The 20,292-nt window shown below is 61.8% G+C and carries 15 protein-coding genes; 10 read left to right on the top strand and 5 right to left on the bottom strand.

Going from position 1 to position 20,292, the window contains the following annotated elements; translation table 11 throughout:
• Nucleotides 1–29 precede the first annotated feature (29 nt).
• Complete coding sequence (locus tag BLW55_RS14195; RefSeq protein ID WP_090329231.1) at nt 30–2,561, top strand: ligase-associated DNA damage response DEXH box helicase; 2,532 nt, start codon at nt 30–32, stop codon at nt 2,559–2,561.
• Nucleotides 2,558–3,265: a ligase-associated DNA damage response endonuclease PdeM gene (gene pdeM, locus BLW55_RS14190; protein ID WP_090329230.1), complete on the top strand. Its 708-nt coding sequence runs from the start codon at nt 2,558–2,560 to the stop codon at nt 3,263–3,265. The genes BLW55_RS14195 and pdeM overlap by 4 nt, the downstream gene beginning before the upstream one ends.
• Before the next feature lie 104 nt (nt 3,266–3,369).
• Here pdeM and BLW55_RS14185 read toward each other — a convergent pair whose 3' ends face one another.
• The 3 genes from BLW55_RS14185 to BLW55_RS14175 form a co-directional block, all read right to left on the bottom strand.
• Nucleotides 3,370–4,149, bottom strand: coding sequence for a TIGR02186 family protein (locus BLW55_RS14185; protein ID WP_090329229.1), 780 nt, complete (start codon nt 4,147–4,149; stop codon nt 3,370–3,372).
• A 3-nt stretch (nt 4,150–4,152) separates the two neighbouring features.
• The gene (locus BLW55_RS14180) at nt 4,153–5,073 is read right to left on the bottom strand and encodes a sulfite exporter TauE/SafE family protein (RefSeq protein WP_007008155.1); all 921 of its coding nucleotides are present in this window, start codon (nt 5,071–5,073) and stop codon (nt 4,153–4,155) included.
• A 224-nt stretch (nt 5,074–5,297) separates the two neighbouring features.
• Nucleotides 5,298–9,029: a peptidoglycan-binding protein gene (locus BLW55_RS14175; protein ID WP_090329228.1), complete on the bottom strand. Its 3,732-nt coding sequence runs from the start codon at nt 9,027–9,029 to the stop codon at nt 5,298–5,300.
• Between the two features lie 438 nt (nt 9,030–9,467).
• Between BLW55_RS14175 and BLW55_RS14170 the strand changes: the two genes are divergently transcribed.
• The 7 genes from BLW55_RS14170 to BLW55_RS14140 all read left to right on the top strand — a co-directional run bounded on the left by BLW55_RS14170 (nt 9,468) and on the right by BLW55_RS14140 (nt 18,477).
• A complete protein-coding gene (locus tag BLW55_RS14170; protein WP_025029969.1) occupies nt 9,468–9,935 on the top strand; it encodes a MerR family transcriptional regulator in 468 nt (155 codons plus the stop codon).
• A gap of 378 nt (nt 9,936–10,313) precedes the next feature.
• Nucleotides 10,314–12,110 (top strand): acyl-CoA dehydrogenase C-terminal domain-containing protein, encoded by a 1,797-nt coding sequence (locus BLW55_RS14165; protein WP_090329227.1) that lies wholly within the window; start codon nt 10,314–10,316, stop codon nt 12,108–12,110.
• Between the two features lie 134 nt (nt 12,111–12,244).
• Entirely contained in the window at nt 12,245–13,351 is a 1,107-nt protein-coding gene (locus BLW55_RS14160; RefSeq protein ID WP_244509173.1) for an acyl-CoA dehydrogenase family protein, read from the top strand.
• 47 nt (nt 13,352–13,398) lie between these two features.
• Entirely contained in the window at nt 13,399–14,607 is a 1,209-nt protein-coding gene (locus tag BLW55_RS14155; protein ID WP_090329225.1) for an acetyl-CoA C-acetyltransferase, read from the top strand.
• 22 nt (nt 14,608–14,629) lie between these two features.
• Nucleotides 14,630–16,849, top strand: coding sequence for a 3-hydroxyacyl-CoA dehydrogenase NAD-binding domain-containing protein (locus BLW55_RS14150; protein WP_090329224.1), 2,220 nt, complete (start codon nt 14,630–14,632; stop codon nt 16,847–16,849).
• 137 nt (nt 16,850–16,986) lie between these two features.
• Complete coding sequence (locus BLW55_RS14145) at nt 16,987–17,532, top strand: thioesterase family protein (RefSeq protein WP_090329223.1); 546 nt, start codon at nt 16,987–16,989, stop codon at nt 17,530–17,532.
• A gap of 327 nt (nt 17,533–17,859) precedes the next feature.
• A complete protein-coding gene (locus tag BLW55_RS14140; protein WP_090329222.1) occupies nt 17,860–18,477 on the top strand; it encodes a 2-hydroxychromene-2-carboxylate isomerase in 618 nt (205 codons plus the stop codon).
• A 3-nt stretch (nt 18,478–18,480) separates the two neighbouring features.
• Here the strand turns inward: BLW55_RS14140 and BLW55_RS14135 are convergent, their stop codons facing one another.
• On the bottom strand, nt 18,481–18,981 hold the full coding sequence (locus BLW55_RS14135; protein WP_007008146.1) for an MmcB family DNA repair protein: 501 nt from the start codon (nt 18,979–18,981) through the stop codon (nt 18,481–18,483).
• A gap of 38 nt (nt 18,982–19,019) precedes the next feature.
• Nucleotides 19,020–19,409, bottom strand: a complete 390-nt coding sequence (gene cueR, locus BLW55_RS14130) for a Cu(I)-responsive transcriptional regulator (RefSeq protein WP_007008145.1) — start codon at nt 19,407–19,409, stop codon at nt 19,020–19,022.
• A gap of 196 nt (nt 19,410–19,605) precedes the next feature.
• Here cueR and BLW55_RS14125 point away from each other — a divergent pair, with 196 nt between their 5' ends.
• Complete coding sequence (locus tag BLW55_RS14125; RefSeq protein ID WP_007008144.1) at nt 19,606–20,229, top strand: L,D-transpeptidase; 624 nt, start codon at nt 19,606–19,608, stop codon at nt 20,227–20,229.
• Nucleotides 20,230–20,292: the final 63 nt, after the last annotated feature.

Here is a 20,292-nt window from a genome sequence, read left to right as displayed (position 1 = left end):
TCTCTGTTCTGGTTTAGTTCTAACCTATCTTGGAACACCGGACGCACCCCATTGACGGCATTGCCGCGCCTTTCCTTCCAGCGCCCTTCAGCGAATGGTTCGCCACGCGTGGGTGGCAGCCGCGCGCGCATCAGCTTGAGCTTCTCGCCCGCACACAGGCCCGTCGCTCGGCGCTGCTGATCGCACCGACGGGTGCCGGCAAGACGCTCGCCGGTTTTTTGCCAACGCTCACCGATCTGGCGGACCGGCCAAAACCCCGCCCCGGCGAAGCGCGCCGTGGCGTTCACACGCTTTACATTTCTCCGCTCAAGGCGCTCGCCGTCGACATTCAGCGCAATCTGAACATGCCGGTGGCCGAGATGGAGCTGCCGGCGACCATGGAAACGCGCACCGGCGATACGCCCACTCACAAGCGCCAGCGGCAGAAGCACGCTCCGCCCGACATTCTGCTGACGACCCCCGAACAGCTTGCGCTTCTGATCGCCTCGCCCGATGCGGAGCACTTCTTCTCGGACCTCAGATTCGTGGTGTTCGACGAATTGCATTCGCTGGTGATCTCCAAGCGGGGGCACCTGCTTTCGCTCGGCCTTGCGCGGCTGCGCCGCCTGCGACCGGAGTTGCAGACCATCGGGCTTTCGGCGACGGTCGCAGAGCCCGAAGCGCTGCGCCGCTGGCTGGTGCCGCAGGACAGGCCCGGCGCCATGGCCGATATCGTGACCGTGTCGGGTGGCGCGAAACCACACATCACCATTCTGGAAACCGAGGAGCGTGTGCCCTGGGCAGGGCACTCCGCGCTTTATGCCATCCCCAAAGTCTATGAGGCGATCAAGGCGCATCGGACCACGCTGCTCTTCGTCAACACGCGCAGCCAGGCCGAGCTCCTGTTCCGCGAGTTGTGGCGCGCCAATGAAGACAGTCTGCCGATTGCGCTGCACCACGGCTCGCTCGATGTCGGGCAAAGGCGCAAGGTGGAAAAGGCGATGGAGACCAACAGCCTCCGGGCCATCGTCGCCACGTCAACGCTGGATCTCGGCATCGACTGGGGCGATGTGGACCTGGTCGTGCATGTGGGCGCACCAAAGGGGGCAAGCCGGCTGGCGCAGCGCATAGGCCGCTCCAACCACCGCATGGATGAACCGAGCCGCGCCATTCTCGTGCCGGCAAACCGCTTCGAGGTGATGGAGTGCCGTGCAGCGCTTGAAGCGAACTATCTGGGCGCACAGGACACGCCGCCACTGGTGGAAGGCGCGCTCGACGTGCTGGCGCAGCATGTGCTGGGCTCGGCCTGCGCCGCTCCCTTCGATGCCGACGTGCTCTATGGCGAGGTGGCGGGGGCAGCCCCTTATGCCGCGCTCGACCGGGAGACATTCGACCGCATTGTCGAGTTTGTCGCCACCGGAGGCTATGCGCTGAAGAGCTATGAGCGCTATGCCCGCATCCGCAAGACGAAAGACGGGCTCTGGCGCATCGCCAATCCGCGCATCGCCCAGCAGTACCGGCTGAATGTCGGCACCATCGTCGAGTCCCCCATGCTCAACATCCGCATGGTCAGGCGCGGACGCGGCAGCGCCTCGCGCGGCGGACCGGTTCTGGGCAAGGTGGAGGAGTATTTCCTCGAAACCCTCACACAGGGCGACACCTTCCTGTTCTCCGGCCGCGTGCTCCGCTTCGAGGGTATCCGCGAGAATGAGTGCCTCGTTTCGGCGGGCGGCGGCGAGGACGCCAAAGTGCCCTATTATGCCGGGGGCAAGTTTCCGCTCTCCACCTATCTGGCGGCGGAGGTGCGCGCCATGTTGGCCGACCCGAAGCGCTGGAAAACATTGCCGCCACAGGTCGCCGAATGGCTTTCCATCCAGCGTGACAAATCGGTGCTGCCGCAACGCGAAGACCTTCTGATCGAGACGTTTCCGCGCGGCAACCGCTTCTACATGGTGCTCTATCCATTCGAGGGACGGCTCGCACACCAGACGCTCGGCATGCTCCTGACCCGCCGGCTCGAGCGTGACGGCGCACATCCGCTCGGCTTTGTCGCCAATGACTATGCCATCGCCGTCTGGGGCCTCAACGATATGAGCGCCATGCTGAAAAGCGGCAAGCTCAGTCTGCCCGCGCTCATGGACGAGGACATGCTGGGCGATGACCTCGAAGCGTGGATCGCCGATAGCTGGCTTTTAAAGCGCACCTTCCGCAATTGTGCGCTGATTTCCGGCCTTGTCGAAAAGCGCCACCCCGGACAAGAGAAAACCGGCCGGCAGGTGACCGTTTCCGCCGACCTCATTTACGACGTTTTGCGGGCCCATGAGCCCGACCACATTCTCATGCAGGCCACATGGGCGGACGCCGCTCAGGGGCTGCTCGATGTCAGGAGACTGGGCGAAATGCTGTCGCGCATTCGGGGACGAATCGTGCATAAATCTCTCAGCCGCATTTCGCCGCTGGCCGTGCCCATCATGCTGGAGATCGGCAAGGAGGCGGTGGCCGGGGATGCAAACGAGGCGCTGCTTGGCGAAGCCTCACGGCTTTCCGGGGAGGAATTGATGCAGGAGGCACTTGAGGCATGAACAGCCTTGCACCCGCAACCGACGCCAGCACCGCGCTGACCATCCGGATCGCCGGACACGAAGCCGTGTGCGACTGGCGCGGGGTGCTGTTCTTCCCGGCAATGAGCCTCATGGTCGTTTCCGACCTGCATCTGGAAAAAGGCGCAGCCTTCGCCAGGCGTGGACGTATGCTGCCGCCCTACGACACAGCCGCGACGCTGACGCGGCTCGAAAGCGTTGTCGCCGATTACAGCCCCGAGATGATCATCAGCCTCGGCGACAGTTTTCATGACGAAAACGGAGCCGCCGAAATGCCGGCAGCCTTCCGTGATCACCTTGTACGGATCATCGGCAGGCGCGACTGGCACTGGATTGCCGGCAATCATGACCCTGCACCGCCGCCGGACCTTCCCGGCCGCTGCGCGCAGGAAATCGCCGTTGAAGGCCTCACCTTTCGCCACGAGCCTGCGCGCGGCGCCGGTCCCGGCGAGATCGCCGGGCACCTGCACCCGGGGGCACGCATCGTGCGGCGCGGGCGCAGCGTGCGACGAGCCTGTTTCGTCTCCGACGGGGAGCGGCTGATCATGCCCGCCTTCGGCAGCCTGACCGGCACCCTCAATGTGCTTGACCGCGCTTTCACCGGTCTGTTTGCGCGTGAAAGGCTCGCGGCCTACATGCTTGGACGGCAGGGCATCTACGCCATTGCCGGTAGCATGTTGCGTTAGAGCGGTGCACCGTTTCACGGAAACGTCGCTCCGCTCCGTCTTGTTATCATTGCGCAATTTCCAACGGAAAACCGGTACCCACTTTTCCTGGAATTGCGCCAGGATCAGTCCTTGCGGAAAATCAGCCGCCCGAGCCAGCCTGTCACGATGGCGATCAGCACCGCGAGAATGCCGTACAGCATGCTGTTCTGATGGGCAAACTGATAGAGGCGCTGCTCAAGCCCCGCCTTGCGGATGGTGAGCTGCGCCGAAGTCTCGCGCAGAAACATGCCGTTTCGGAACAGAAAGGCGCGGGCCCTGTGCGTGCCAACCGCAACGTTGGGTGCGAGCCGCAGCGACGCCCGGAAAAGGCTTTGCGACAGAAAGCGCACCGCGCCCGCCCGCGTCGAGTAAAGCCCCTCGGCCTCCTTGCGATCCCGCAGCGCACGGGTGAATTCCTCGATCGTTTTCGGATCGCCATCGGCGTCGAGTGGCTGCAGGTGCAGGTTGTCCGCTCCGAGCGCGAGCCGCCGGTAGCCATCCGGCGCGGTGATGTCCTGGGGCGCGCGCGTCAGCGCCATGGAGTAGGACGCCGGCACATCGCGGAAGATGAGGGACTCCGTGTTGATCCACATGCCCGCGACACGGGTTTTCTTGCGCACCGTTACGGCACGCGGTGGCCCTTCCAGAACCACGATCACGTCGTAGCGCCCCTGCCGGGAGACCAGTGGATCGGCGTTGTCGAGCGCGCCGAAAATGGTGAGTACCGCGCCGCTGAAATCCGAGGTGATTGAAACCTCGTCCGTGGACAGACCGATCTGGATGTTCTCCGGGATGTGGTCCTGCGCCCGTGCGGCCAGCACGGGCACCAGAAGGGCAAGCGTGGACAAGATCACAAAACGCATCGCTCAAACCCCTCCCATGGAGAGGGAATAGACGCTCTCGGGCCGAACGAAGAGGTCAAATCCAAGACGAAGCGCCACCGCCAGAACGAGCAGCGCCAGAAGCGCGCGCAACTGCTCGCCGCGAAGCTTCTGCCCCACCCTCGCGCCATATTGCGCACCGGCAACGCCACCGACCATAAGGAGAAAAGCGAGCACCACATCGACGGTCTGGTTGGCTGTCGAATGAATGATCGTCGTGAAAGCCGCCACGAAAATGATCTGGAACAGCGACGTGCCAATCACGACATTGGTCGGCACTTTCAGAAGGTAGATCAGCGCCGGCACCATGATGAAGCCGCCACCGACACCCATGATCGACGCCAGGAAACCGATAAACGCACCCAAAGCCAGTACCGGTATCACGCTGACAAAGAGTTTTGAGGCGCGAAAGCGCATTTTCAGCGGCAGACGATGAATCCAGTTGTGCTGACCGGGCTTGCGCAGCGTCACCGTCTGGCCGCCGCGCGAACGCCTGATGGCGCGCACGCTTTCCATCAGCATCAGACCGCCGACCACGCCGAGGAACGCCACGTAGAGCAGCGAGACGATCAGGTCGAGCTGTCCCAGTCGCCGCAGATAGGCGAAGACGGAGACACCCAGCGACGCGCCGACAATGCCGCCGGCCAGCAACACCGTGCCCAGCTTGAGATCGAGCGACTTGCGCTTGAAATGCGCCAGCGCGCCAGAGAAAGATGAAGCGATCACCTGGTTGGCGCCGGTGGCAACCGCGATGGCGGGCGGGATGTTGTAGAAGATCAGGAGCGGCGTGATGAGAAACCCGCCGCCGACGCCGAACATGCCGGAGAGAAAGCCGACCGCGCCGCCCATGGCCAGCAGCACGAAGACATTGACGGACATTTCGGCGATTGGGAGATAGATACCCACCCGCGGCACCCGAATAATTGTTTCCCCGACGACGGCGCCGGGCGAGATGTGGAAGCGTTATGCGTGCTTCCGTTCTGCGCTCTGGCGATCACGAAGTCAAACCGAGTTGTCACCAAATCGGGAAAAGTTTGAACGACTTGCCCGGCGAAGGTGAAGTGCGTCCGTTCGGACACACTTTGGGTCCTGACCCTAAAAGCCGGCTGTCCATCAGATGCGAAGCTGCCCTACTGAGCAGCGGCCGCTGCCTTGTTCTTTTCCAGAAGTGCACGCACCAGAGCCTCGTCGACCTCTCCGGTCGGCGTCATGCCGTTGGCCTTCTGGAAAGCGCTGATCGCCGTCTTGGTCTTGCCGCCCATGATGCCGTCCGGCTTGCCCGCATCAAACCCCTGCTGGTTCAGGATAAGCTGAATGTTGGTGACCGCCTTCTTCATGTCGACGCTTGCAGTCAGTTCACGGCTCTCACGCCAGGATTCAGGCACATCAACCATGTTGACGGCGGGGTCAATGGATTTGGCTTTCCACAAAGCGGTCTTGTTTTTCGCCTGTTCCAGTTTCTCCGGTGACAGAGCAGCCGCGATCTCGTCGCGTTTGCTGGCAGCGTCCCTGTCACCGCCATTGGCGACGATGGCAAACCACTTATAGGCTTCGGTCAGGTCCTGCGGCACCCCCATGCCCTTGGCCGAAAGGATGCCAAGGTTGAACTGGCTGTCCTTGACGCCATGCTCCGCCGCTTCAAGGAACCAGCGTGCGGCAGAGCTGTTGTCTGCCGGCCCGTCGGCACCCATGGCGTAGAGAACACCCAGATTGTGCATGGCACCCGCATTGCCCTGCTGTGCCGCAAGCTGGAACCACATCTTCGCCTTTGCCGCGTCACGCTCGACGCCGGTACCCTTCTGATAGAGATCACCGACCCGGTATTGAGCGGGCGCGAAGCCGGCTTCGGCGGCCTTCGTGTACCATTCGACGGCCTTCGCCATGTCCGCCGTCGTCCCGCGTCCATCCGCATAGCGGCTGGCAATCTCGAAATACGCCTTCGGATCTCCTGCCGCGGCCGCTTCACGAAGCGGCACCGGCCCGGCATCCATCGGGATTTCATCCAGCGAAACCGTTTGAACGGCTTCCACAGGCGGTGCTTCGGGAAGGTTGGCCGTCTCGGTCGTTGAAAGCGGCTCCTCAAACTTGCCCTGCGCAGGTGCATCCATCTGCGGCATGGAGGCCAGTGTATCGACCGTCTCGTCGACTGCCTCGCTGGGGGACGCTTCGTCCAGCGGCTGCTCATCCACGACACGCACCCGGCGATCTTCCGCCGCAGTGCTGGTGCCGGCCACAACGGCCGCTGGCTCCGGCATCGAGCTATCGCTTGCGACTGGCATCGGGATGGATGTCGAGTTCGACAGGTATGTCTTTCCGACCTGATACCCACCGGCGGCGACAATGCCGGCTCCGAGCATCACCATAAGCGGTTTCCTGCTGCGCTTGAGGAGGCGCCCGAGGCCGAAGCGACCGGTTTCTTCGGTGGCGTCGGCCCGACGTTTCTTCAGAATCTCCGCCTCGGCGGCAGCAGCCTGCGCCGCCCGTCTTGCCGCGGCAATGAAATCCGATTTCGCAGCGTCATCCGTCTCCGCGCGGACCGGTGCCTTCTTCTCATCACGCACACGGCGCAGGATTGCATTGAGATCGGGAGCGCCGGAGCCTGGTTCGAGTGGCTCATTGATGCGTTCAGCATCCAGCTCTACCGCCTCAAGGCTTCCATCGGCCTCCAGCTCGGCTTCCTCGAAGACGTCCTCCTCGACCTCGGCCTCGGCCTGCTGCTTTTCGCCGCGCGTGCTCCATGCCCGTGACAAACCGCCCAGAAGCGAGGTGCGTCCCGGCTTCACCGGCTCCTTTTGCCCGTCCTCATCCAGAGCCGCACGGGCCGCAGCAGCCGCAGCCTCGGCCGGCGAGCGGTTTGGTGCCGGCTCATAATCGCGCGTCACCGTTTCCACGGCCTCATCGCCAGCGGGCGAAATCGAGGGAGCGGCTGCAACGGCGATTTTCGTCGCATCGCTACCCGCGCCGGCTTTCGACGTGGTTTCCACTGCGCCGATGCGGTCGACGATCTTGAGGAGCGTGTCGTGAATGGCTTCAAACGTCTTGGTGTTGCGTTCGTCCGACTTGCGCGTAAGTTCCTCAAGAGCCCGCAATTCTGCCCGCAGCTCACGATCGAATGCCTCCGCCTGAGGAGCGTTTCCGAGTGCGCCGATCGCCTGCTCCGCAGCGTGCCGCGCTGCTTCGACAACAGCGGCACGGTTCTCGTGAATGGAGCGCTCGATGTTCTCCAGACGCGGGCCCAGATCCTCGAATTCCGGCAGGTCGGCACCCGGGCGCGAAAGGTGTTCAGAAAGGCTGCGCACCTGCGCTTCGAGATTCCGGATCACCTCGGGATCGACGGAAGAGGCCTGTGAAGAAGAGGCCTGCAAACGTCCCGAGATGTCGTCGAGCCGTGCCTCGAGCGCACGAAGCGCTTCACCATCGCGGGCTTCACCAGCGCCAACGTCGAGGCGCGCGGCCAGCTCGTTGAAGCGTGCGTCGATCGTCGCCATGATGCCCGCTTCGTCGTGAGCCGGATTGCCGCGCTCATCGATCCGCGCGGAAATCTCCTGCAGACGGCGTTCCAGCTCGTCAACCAGCGTCCGGCCCTGCTCGGCGACGTCACCCTGCCGCTCCTCAATGAGCTGGGAAAGATGCGCGAACCGATCTTCAATACCGCGCAGCATGTGCTCCGCAATCTGCGGCTGCGGGGCGGTATCGAGCTTTTCGGCGATGCCGGCGATCTGGCCGGCAAGGCGTTCCACAGTCTGTTCCGGCATGTCGATACGGTGGGCGATTTCGTCGACACGCTGCGACAGCGAATAGAGCTGTTCGCTGAGCTGGCCGACCGCCTCGCCGCCCGAACGTTCAGAAAGCAGTTCAGACACCTGACTGGCGAGAGAGGAAATCCGCGCCTCGATACGCTCGAAGGGCTGTGGATCGAAACTCGCGGCCTGCGCCTTCGGAGCGGAGGCCGCGATTGCCCTGCTGATCTCGTCAAGACGTTCATCCAGGGCAGCATAAACTTCGGGATTGCTCTGCTGCTTGCGCTCCAGCAACTGGTCGAGTGCGCCCGCAAGCGTGCGTACCCGGTCCTCAAGCGACTGGATCGAGAGGGATTCCGGCAGGTTGTTGACCGCGTGGGCGATCTCTTCGATGCGCTGATGCAGCATCTCGATCGCCGGGTCGCTCCTGCGAATATCATTGGAAACACGAGTCTCGAACGCGCTCCAGCGATCGTCGAGCGCGTCCCAGCGCTGATCGACGGCGCGCAGCGTCTCTTCGCGCGCGAGATTGGAAATCGATGATTTCAACTCCTCCATTTCCAGGCGCAGCATCTTGACGTTCTTGTCATCGCTGCGCTCGGCAAGCTGTGCGATGGCATTGGAGAGGCGTTCAAATTCAACCACAAGCTCGCTGCTCAACGCACTGTTGGGTACCGAGGCCATAATGCCCGCCAGTTCACGGCGCAGCGTGGTGAATTCATCGTTGAGGCCGGAGCGCATTGCATCACGAAGCTCCGAGCGCAGGGTCTTCAGCTCGCTGGCGATACTGCCAATCGATGAGACTTCGCGCTCCTGCCTGTGGCTGCGCTCAAGCTCGTGCGCGGCGCGCTCGAAATAGGCCTGCGGCGCGACCTTGTGCCGGTGCGGCGCAGGGCGCTCCCCAGGCCGGGCGTAGGTCTGGGACACCGTTTCGGACAGTTCCTGGATGCGACGAGCGACCTCGTTTTCCTCCGCCTGCTGATCGAAACGACCGGTGGCACGTCCAAGCCGATGCTCCATTTCTTCCAGCGTGCGGTTGATCTCATCAAGAGACGCGTTGGCCCTTGGCCGCCGACGACGACCGGCATTTATGTTTTCCAGATAGGAACGCTTGTTGTTCATCGGAACGCCCGCCTCTCCACCGGTTGCCGGTTGGCCATCGATAGTTCTTGCCGCGCGGGCCCTTCAGCTTTGGTACGCCGGTAAGGCAGAAGACAAACACTTCAGAGACACCCACGGTCAGGCCGCCATGCCCAGGCTTCGAACGCGAACGGGCATGGTCTGCTGACGGGTCCACAATTCCCCGATCATGGTAAACACGGAGTTAACATTTCTTACCGGCGATTAAGCATACGCGCGAAAATCCGGCAAAAAGGTTGTTGGCAAGCCGTTCACAATTTGGCCAAAGGCCCTTGTAATGCCGTATTCTGCGACGCATAAGCCCGCCTTCTAAACGTGTCTGAGCGGTGCGTCCTTCGCCCGTCGGCGAAGTTTGGCCGTCAGGCATGTCACCATTCCGGTTTCCCCGCCGGAGTGTTCATTCGATACGGAACAGTGATCATGACGAACATTGCAATGGCTGTCGAAAAGACCGCCGAGGGAAATGATTCTCCCGAGACCTCCGAAGAATTCACCCGCATTGGCGAGATGGCGCGCGAATTCGGCGTCACCCTTCGCGCCCTGCGCTTTTACGAAGACAAAGGCCTGCTGACGCCGGAGCGCGTGGGCACGACACGCCTCTATTCGCGCAACGACAAGCTCCGCCTCCAGCAGATTTTGCTTGGCCGTAAGATCGGCTTCTCGCTGAGCGACATAAAGGAAGTGCTTGACCTTCACGACCCAAAGGCGGATCGCACGGAGGGCAATGTCGAGCAGTTGCAACTCGTCCTGACGAAATCCGAACGCCAGATGGTGCGGCTTCAGAAACAGCATCGCTCCATCGAGGATGCGATTTCCGAGCTGAAGAAGCTGATCGCGGACGTCGGCGCCCGGCTGAATACCGCCTCGGCTCTGGGCACCGCCGGCTGATTTCGTCCGACACATCCGGACTGAAGACCGGCGGAACACCGCCAGCGGTTTTTCTCTACCCGGCATTTGCGCACACGACCAATCTGGACGGGAGGCAGATGCCGGGGACAAACCGCCCGGACGCCCTGTCATCATCTGAATTTCTGCAGATGTCAGGCCATTCCACCTGACTGCAGATTGCTCCGGCGCGCTCTCCGCTGCGGGGCCGCAGCTTCAGTTTCATTCCAGAACTCACCGTGCCGGCACTGGTCGGCACGGGGCTTTGTGACGCCGCGCGTCGTTTTTGACGTTTACGCAAACGTCAAAATTTGCTAGAGCGCTTCCGATGCTGCGCGAAAGCTCTGTTCGCGCCTTTGTTCCGAGAGCTGGAGGAGTCTCATGCCGACCTACAGTGCGCCCGTGCGCGATACGCTGTTCGTGCTCAACGATGTTCTTGGCTACGGCAATTACGACAATCTGCCGGGCTTTGCCGACGCCTCGCCGGACATCGTCGAAGCGATCCTGAGCGAAGGCGCGAAGCTGGCCGAAAACGTCATGCAGCCGCTCAATCGCACAGGCGACATCGAAGGCTGCACCCGCCATGAGGATGGTTCCGTCACGACGCCGAAGGGCTTTGGTGATGCCTACCGTCAATATTGCGAAGGCGGCTGGCTGGGCCTTTCCGTGCCTGCAGAATACGGCGGCCAGGGCCTCCCCTACACGGTGCACTCGGCCGTCAGCGAATATCTGGTTTCCGCCAATATGGCGCTGATGATGTATCCGGGCCTCACACAGGGCGCCATCGCAGCGATCCTTACACATGGGACCGAGGAGCAGAAGCAGAAGTGGCTGCCGAAGATGGTGGAAGGCACCTGGACCGGCACCATGAATCTGACCGAGCCCCATTGCGGCACCGACCTGGGCCTTCTGACTTCCAAAGCCGTGCCAAACGGCGACGGAAGCTACAAAATTTCCGGCCAGAAGATCTTCATTTCCGCGGGCGAGCACGATCTCTCGGAAAACATCATCCATCTGGTTCTGGCCCGCATCGAGGGCGCGCCCGCCGGCGTGAAGGGCATCTCGCTCTTCATCGTGCCGAAGGTGATGATCGACGATGCCGGCACGCCCGGTGCGCGCAATGCGGTTTCCTGCGGAGCCATCGAGGAAAAGATGGGCATTCACGGCAATGCCACCTGCGTCATGAATTATGACGACGCCACCGGCTATCTGCTTGGCGAGGAGCATGGCGGCCTCAAAGCCATGTTCACGATGATGAACGAGGCGCGCCTCGGCGTCGGCCTGCAGGGCCACGCCGTCGGCGAGGCTGCCTATCAGGGCGCGGTGGAATATGCCCGCGAACGTCTACAGGGCCGCTCGCTCACAGGGCCGAAAGCGCCGGAAAAGAAGGCCGATCCGATCATCGTCCACCCGGATGTGCGCCGCAATCTGATGACGATGCGCGCCTTCAACGAGGCCGGACGTGCGCTGATCCTGTGGACCGCGCTCAAATCCGACATCGCGCATCTCTCCGAAGACGAGATGGACCGCGAAGCGGCATCCGATCTCTTGGCGCTGATGACGCCCGTGATCAAGGGTGTTCTCACCGACAAGGGGTTCGAGCACGCCGTCATGGCGCAGCAGCTGTTCGGCGGTCACGGCTATATCGAGGAACATGGCATGAGCCAGTTCGTGCGTGACGCCCGCATCGCCATGATCTACGAGGGCGCGAACGGCATTCAGGCGCTGGATCTGGTGGGCCGCAAACTGCCGGCCAAAGGTGGCCGCGCCGCACAGGCCTTCTTCAAAGAAGTCGGCGATTTCTGTGAGGCCCATCGTGGAGACGAGGCGATGGCCCCCTTCACGAAGGCACTCAAGAAAGGCCTTAACGACCTGCAGGCCGCTTCGCTCTGGCTGATGCAGAACGCGGTCCAGAAGCCTGACAATGCGGGTGCGGCCTCCCATGACTACATGCATCTGATGGGCCTTGTGGCGCTCGGCTACATGTGGGGCCGAATGGTCAAGAAAGCGCAGGAGCAGATTGCCGCCGGTGCCAATGGCGACGCCTCGTTCCTTGAGGCCAAGATCGCCACCGGCCGGTATTTCATGGAGCGCGTCATGCCCGAAACGGCGGCGCACCTCGCCCGTATCTCCACCGGCGCCGACGCGATGATGGCCCTGCCGGAAGAGGCGTTTTGACTGGTATGAAAGCCGTGCTCGTTCTAGCGTGCCTACGCTAGTGCGCAGCGTTGTCAGCGAGGAGGCGTAGAGTGGCAGACCCACAGTCCGTACTTGGCCTTTCTCGGCCCGACTGGGCCGGTGAAGACGTCGCCATGCTCTATGACATGGCGAGCCGCTTCCTGACGGAAGAGATTGCGCCTCACTATGAAGCGTTCGAGAAGGCGGAGATCTTCGACCGCGCGAGCTGGGAGAAGGCCGGCGCTGCGGGCCTTCTCTGCGCCTCGATGCCGGAGGATCATGGCGGTGCGGGCGGCACCTACGCCCATGAAAGCGCGATCATCGAAGCGATCAGCCATGTGGGCGTCGATGGTTTCGGCATTGCGCTCCACAACGCCATCGTCGCGCCATACATCCTCCATTACGGCTCGGAAGAGCAGAAGCAGCGCTGGCTGCCGAAGCTCGCGAGCGGCGAGCTGATCGGAGCGATCGCCATGACCGAACCCGGTGCCGGGTCCGATCTTCAGGGTGTGAAAACGCGGGCGGAGAAGGATGGAAACCATTACCGCCTCAACGGCTCCAAGACCTTCATCACCAACGGGCAGTTAGCCAATCTCGTAATAGTGGTGGCCAAGACGGACCCTAGCCAGGGCGCGAAGGGCACATCCCTGATCGTGGTCGAAACCGACGAGGCCGAAGGGTTTGAGCGCGGTCGCAACCTCGACAAGATCGGCCTCAAGTCCAACGACACTTCGGAACTCTTCTTCAACGATGTGCGTGTGCCAACCGCCAATCTTCTCGGTCATGAGGAAGGTCAGGGCTTTGTGCAGCTCATGCAACAACTCCCGCAGGAGCGGCTTCTGATCGGCGCTCAGGCGATAGCCATGATCGAGCGCGCTCTGGCCGTCACCATCGACTATGTGAAAGAGCGCAAGGCCTTCGGCCAGAAGGTGATCGACTTTCAGAACACCCAGTTCAAACTGGCGGAACTGAAAACCGAGGCAACGGTCGGCCGCGTTTTCTACAATGATTGCGTGGCACGTCACCTCGCCGGCAATCTCGATACCGCCACCGCCTCCATGGTCAAATACTGGCTCACCGACCTGCAGTGCAAGGTGGTCGACGAATGCCTGCAGCTCCACGGCGGCTATGGCTATATGAACGAATATCCCATCGCGCGCATGTATCGCGACGCCCGCGTGCAGCGCATCTATGGCGGCACCAACGAGATCATGAAGCTGGTGATCGCCAGAACCCTTTGAACCAATCGCACGACCCCGCGTTGGGTCGGTAAAGCAGGGAGACCGATATGGCTGACGCTTATGTATATGATGCCGTGCGCACGCCGCGCGGACGCGGCAAGAAGGACGGTTCGCTGCACGAGGTGCCCGCCGTGCGCCTTGGCGCGAAAGTTCTGGAAGCCGTGCGCGACCGCAACGGCCTCGACACCGCAAAGGTGGACGACATCATTTTCGGCTGCGTCGATCCGGTCGGTGAAGCCGGCTCCGTGATCCCGCGCTCGGCCGCCTTCGAGGCGCGCTACGCGAACGCGGCTCCGGGCATGCAGATCTCGCGCTTCTGCGCATCGGGCCTCGACGCCATCAATCTGGGCGCGGCCAAGATCGCCGGCGGCTCCGACGAAATCGTCATTGCCGGCGGCGTGGAGAGCATGTCGCGCGTCGGCATGGGCATGTCCGGCGGCGCATGGTTCATGGACCCTTCGGTCGGCATCCCCTCCTATTTCATGCCGCAGGGCGTGTCCGCCGACCTGATCGCCACGAAATACGGCTTTTCACGCGACGATGTGGATGCCTATGCCGTGGAGAGCCAGAAGCGCGCCAAGAACTCCTGGGACAAGGGCTATTTCAAGAAGTCGGTGATCCCCGTGGAAGACCAGAACGGCCTGACTATTCTCGATCATGACGAGCACATGCGCCCCGGCACCGACATGCAGGCGCTTGGCCAGTTGAATCCATCCTTCGTGATGCCCGGCGAAATGGGCGGTTTCGACGCCGTGGCCGTGCAGCGCTATCCGGAGCTTGAAAGCATCAACCATGTGCACCATGCCGGCAATTCGTCGGGCATCGTCGATGGTGCCGCTGCCGTGCTGCTCGGCTCACGCAAGGCCGGCAAGTCCATGGGGCTCGCGCCGCGCGCGAAAATCCGCGCCTTCACCAATATCGGCTCCGAGCCAGCGATCATGCTGACCGGGCCGGTGGACGTGACGGAAAAGCTTCTGAAGAAAGCCAGGATGAAGCTTTCGGACATCGACCTGTTCGAACTGAACGAGGCTTTCGCCTCCGTGGTGCTGCGTTACATGCAGGCCTTCGAGATCGACCACGACCGGATCAATGTGAATGGCGGCGCAATCGCGATGGGCCACCCGCTGGGTGCGACCGGCGCGATGATTTTCGGCACGGTTCTCGACGAACTGGAGCGCCGCGACCTGAACACGGCACTCGTGACGTTGTGCATCGGCGCGGGCATGGGCACCGCAACCATCATCGAACGCGTTTGAGCTGTCGGGGAGAGATCAGACCATGACCGACTACAAGAATTTCACCGTTGACGTGGACGCAGACGGCATCGCGCTCGTCACCTGGGACATGCCGGACCGCTCCATGAACGTCTTCACCGAAGAGGTGATGAACGAGCTGGACGCGATCATCGATCACGTTGCAGGCAGTGACGGGATCAAGGGCGCTGTCATCACCTCCGGCAAGGAGACCTTTTCGGGCGGCGCGGATTTGACCATGCTGCAAAAGATGCTCGGCCAGTTCGAGAAGGAGAAGGCCAAGGACCCCAAGAAGGCGGTCAAGCTTCTGTTCGACAATGCCGGGCGCATGGGCTGGCTCTGGCGCAAGCTTGAAACCTCCGGCAAGCCGTGGGTCTCGGCTATCAACGGCACCTGCATGGGCGGCGCGTTCGAGCTTTCGCTCGCCTGCCATGGCCGTGTCGCAGCCGACAGCCCGGCAGTGAAGATGGCGCTTCCCGAAGTGAAAGTGGGCATTTTCCCCGGCGCAGGCGGCACCCAGCGCGTGCCGCGTCTGGCCAAGCCGCAGGAAGCCCTGCAGATGCTGACCACCGGCCAGACGCTGACGCCGCAGAAGGCGAAGGCCATGGGGCTGATCCACGAGATCGCAGCACCCAAGAAGCTGGTCGAGACAGCAAAGAAGATGATCCTCGACGGCCTCAGCCCGGTTCAGCCATGGGACGAGAAGGGCTTTAAACTGCCGGGCGGTCCGGTCTATTCGGCAGCGGGCGCGAACCTCTGGCCGCCGGCAATCGCCATCCTGCGCCGCGAGACCTACAACAATTACCCGGCAGCAAGCGCGATCCTGAAATGCGTCTATGAGGGCATGCTGGTGCCCTTCGACACCGCGCTCACCATCGAGCAGCGCTATTTCACCGAGATCATGCAGACGACCGAAGCGAAGATGATGATCCGCTCGCTCTTCGTCTCGCTACAGGAGCTCAACAAGGGCGCGCGCCGTCCGGACGATGTGCCGGCAAAGAAATTTAAAAAGATCGGCGTGCTCGGTGCCGGCTTCATGGGCGCCGGCATCGCCTTCGTGACGGCGAAAGCCGGCATTCCGGTCGTTCTGATCGACCGCGACACGGCATCCGCCGAGAAGGGCAAGGCGCATTCCGCCGACCTGATGGACAAGGCCATCAAGAAGGGCCGCGCCACCGCCGAAGACAAGGAAAAGCTCCTTTCGCTCATCACGCCGAGCGACGATTATGCCGAGCTTGAAGGCTGCGATCTGGTGATCGAGGCCGTGTTCGAGGATTCCGAGATCAAGAAAACGGCGACCGAGAAGGCCGAGGCCGTTCTGAAACCGTCCGCCGTCTTCGCCTCCAACACCTCGACCATTCCGATCTCGGGTTTGGCGAAGAACTCGAAACGACCAAAGAACTTCATCGGCATCCACTTCTTCTCGCCCGTCGACAAGATGATGCTGGTCGAGATCATCATGGGCAAGAAGACCGGCGACAAGGCGCTTGCCATGGCGATGGACTATGTGCGCGCCATCAAGAAGACGCCTATCGTGGTCAATGACACGCGTGGCTTCTACGTCAATCGCTGCGTCCTGCGCTACATGCAGGAGGCATTCTCCATGGTCATCGAAGGCGTACCCGCCCCGATGGTGGAGAACGCGGCGAAGATGGCCGGCATGCCGGTCGGCCCGCTCGCCCTCACCGATGAGACGGCTGTCGATCTTGCACAGAAGATCATGAAGCAGACCGTGCGCGATCTCGGCCCCAAGGCCGTCGACCCGCGCCACATGGAGCTGATCGACACGCTGGTCGACAAGCATGGCCGTCTTGGCCGCAAAAACGGCAAGGGCTTCTATGACTATCCGGCCAAGCCCGCGAAGAAACATCTGTGGGCCTGCCTGAAGGATCTCTATCCGCAGAAGAGCCCGGACAAGATCGATGTCGAGGAACTGCAGGAGCGCTTCCTTGCGACAATCGCGCTGGAAGCGGCCCGCATCATGGAGGAAGGCATTGTGGTCGATCCGCGCGAAGCGGATGTCGGCTCCATTCTCGCCTTCGGCTTCGCGCCCTACACGGGCGGCGCCCTCTCCTATATCGACGGGATGGGAGCGGACGCCTTCGTCGCCATGACCAAGCGCCTGCAGAAGAAGTACGGCAAGCAGTTCAAGGCGCCGAAACTCCTTCTGGACATGGCCGAGAGCGGCGAGACCTTCTACCAACGCTTTGCGCCTGAAAAGGCGGCGGAGAAGAAGGCCGCCTGAGGCTTTTGCTGCGAAAGCGAAAAAACTCCGTTCCGGATGCAGTAATGCGTCCGGAACGTTGAACAGGGCACAATTTCGAAACGTTGCTTTGCCGGGCAAACGCCGGCCGCAGCACCAACCTCTCAGGATAGAAAACCATGTATGTCTGGATGCGTCTTCTTCGCGTGGCCGCCACACGCAAGAGCCGGGGCGTCTACCGGCTGGGCGATGAGAGCACGCTCTCGTTCCGCTGCCTGCCGACCGACATCGACATGAACATCCACCTCAACAACGCCCGCTACATGATGCTGGCGGATATGGGGCGGATCGACATTTTTCTGCGCAGCGGTCTGGTGGCGGCAGCCCGCAAACGCGGCTGGGCGCCGCTGCTTGGCGGACTTCAGACGGCCTATGTGCGCGAGGTTCGCCTGTGGCAGCGTTTCGACGTGGTCTCCACCATCGAGACGTGGGACGGTACACAGATCATTGGTCGGCATCGTTTCGTCCTCCAGGACGGTCGTATCGCCGCCATGATCCTCACCACCGGAGGTGTTTACGATTATCGCGGAAAGCGCTTCGTTCCGATGGACGAGTTGATGAGCGCGCTCGGCGTCGATACGGCACCGCGCGCTCCAAATGACGAGGAAAAGGCTTTCATGGCCTCGCATCAGGGCCTGCGCGCTCGCGCAAAAGTGTTGGTCTGACGTCTATCGGTGCGGCGCCTGGCTCGCTAGGGTCAGGACCCATTAATATGGCCGCAATGGCGTTCGATAGACCAAGAGATGCGAGGAAAAGCCCGCAGAGCGGGGCCTTTCCCCGGTCAAGGGGTTTGACGCGGCAGGTCGCTGGTCTATCGAGCGTCCTTCGGATCGGCCTGATTTGCACGGCCTACTTTGTCGCAAGACCTTGAAAGACGTGAAGTCTTCCTGCGGTCCTGCTTCGCGTATCCGCACAAATCAGGCCGACCATTGCGACCATATTAATAGGTCCTGACCCTAGTTTCAGCCTCGGAAAATGTACCGGAGACACTCATGCCAGCCACCGTCGACTACTATTTCACATCCGCTTCGCCCTTCACCTATCTGGGTCATCAGCCACTGCGGACGGTTCTGTCCAAACATGGCGCGACCGTGCGGGTGAAGCCGGTCAACCTGATGGGTGTGTGGGAGATTTCCGGTGCGGTCCCGCCGGCAAAGCGCCCTCCGGTGCGCCAGCGGCTGCGGCTGGTGGAACTGCAGCGCATCGCGGACTTCCGCGGCATGCCCATCAACAAGACGCCAAGGCACTGGCCGGTCGACCCGGCTCTTTCAGACCATGTGATTGCTGCCCTGGTCGCCGGGGGGCACGACCCCATGAGCTATATGGAGCGTGTTTTCGCCGCCGTGTGGGCGAACGAGGAGAACATCGCCGATCCCGACACGCTGGCGAAATATCTGGAACTGGAGAAGTTCGACGCCGCATCCATTCTCGAAGCCGCCCAAAGCGAAGCGATTGCCGCAATCCGCGCGCAGAATACGAAAGACTCGGTCGAGGCCGATGCTGTCGGCGTGCCCACCTATGTGCTGAACGGCGAGGCCTTCTTCGGGCAGGACCGTGTCGAATATCTCGACCATGCACTGGCGACGGGCCGCGCACCCATCACGCCCTGAGCCTCAGCCCGCCTCACCTTCGGCAAGCGGAACCTCGATGCCGGCAAGCTCCGCGGCGGTGACACGCGCCGCACCCGCCCGCGCAAAGCGCAGCATCATCGCCTTGCGAGTGGCGGCGGCGAGCCGGTGTTCGTCGGGCTCGCGCAGGATCTCGGCCCCATAGCCGTCAGACAGGATAAAGCCGCACTCCTCGGGGAAAATCTCTGCCGGCACTTCCGGGTGGGTCGCAAAGAAGAAGCGATCGGAGTGCTGGCGGTAATCCGGCCATTTCCGATCCACTCGAAAATCCTCAACCGACGACTTGATCTCGATGATCCAGATATCGCCTTTCCGCGTCAGCGCCACGAGATCGGCGCGACGACCGGTGGCAAGCGTCAACTCCGGCAACACAACGGCCCCCATGCTCATCAGCAGGCGTTGCACGCCGCGTCGGATGACCATGGCGCGATCCGACTGGCGCCCATCGGCCAGAGGGTTGACGGGAATCGGAGAGATGATCGGCATTGCGGAATTATGCCATCCTCATAGCCCCGTTTGAAGCCTTACCGTGCTCCGGCGATGTCATTGAGGATTGGGCAATCCGGACGTTCATCGCCCCGGCAGGCAAGGATCAGCTTGTTGAGAACTGCGCGCATGGATTGCAGTTCAGCGATCTTGTCGTCGATTGCCGCCACATGGGACACGGCTATATCGCGCACGTCCTGGCTTGCCCGCTCTTTATCCCGATAGAGAGCCATGAGTTGCCGGCATTCGTCGATGGAGAAGCCAAGCCCCCGCGCGCGCTTCAGAAATGTCAGAAAATGGAGGTCCTGATCGCTGTAGGCGCGATAGCCGTTGCCCGCACGCTGCGGTGCTATCAAGCCAATTTCCTCATAATAGCGAATCGTCTTAGCCGGTAATCCCGAACGGCGGGCGGCCTGTCCAACATTCATGATGCGACTCCTGCGCTTTCATCAATGCAGAAACTGGGGATTGTGTTGCCTGTTTGCAATAATGTGAGTCAATAAGGGGCTTCCGCTACGTCAGCGCGGCCTAAGCCTTGGCAATTTGTTAACCAAGAATTTAACAATGATGATCAGATTACGACGCGCTTCAGGCATAATTAAGGTATCCGGGCTGGGGGAACACATGAAATTCAAATCCATCGCCGTCGCTGCGGCACTGGGGCTTGCAACGGCACTTGCCGGCTGTACGACGGGCGGTCCTTTCAAGGTTTTCACGTCCGACTACGGCACGGTGAAAGACGCTGGCTACCAGCTTCCCCGCATTCCGATCAATGAAGTTCCCCGCCAGTATCACCGTCAGATTGTTTCCTACGAAACCAAGGAAAAGCCTGGCACCATCATTGTCGACACCAATGCCAAGTTTCTCTACCTCGTGATGGATGGCGGCAAAGCCATGCGCTATGGCATCGGCGTTGGTCGTGAGGGCTTTGAATGGGCGGGCACGGCGCGCATCGCCATGAAGCGCGAGTGGCCGACCTGGACGCCGCCGTCTGCGATGATCGGCCGTCAGCCGGAGCTGGCGAAATGGCGCCGCGGCATGCCGCCCGGCCTGTCCAATCCGCTCGGCGCACGCGCGCTCTATCTGTTCAACCGCGGTGGCGACACCGGCTATCGCCTGCACGGCACGCCGGAATGGCGCTCCATCGGCAAGGCAATGTCGTCGGGATGCATCAGATTGATGAATCAGGACATCATTGACCTTTACAACCGTACCGAAGTTGGTGCTAAAGTAATCGTTAAGCGGTAGAAACCGTCTCAGCGACCGGGGTCAGTCGATCCGACCCTGAAAAAAACCGGGCTCTGGAGCCCG

This window comes from Nitratireductor aquibiodomus (assembly GCF_900105565.1).
Taxonomy (GTDB): domain Bacteria; phylum Pseudomonadota; class Alphaproteobacteria; order Rhizobiales; family Rhizobiaceae; genus Nitratireductor; species Nitratireductor aquibiodomus.
The sequence above is the reverse complement of the archived record's forward strand: the minus strand, read 5'-3'. Positions and strand labels throughout refer to the sequence as shown.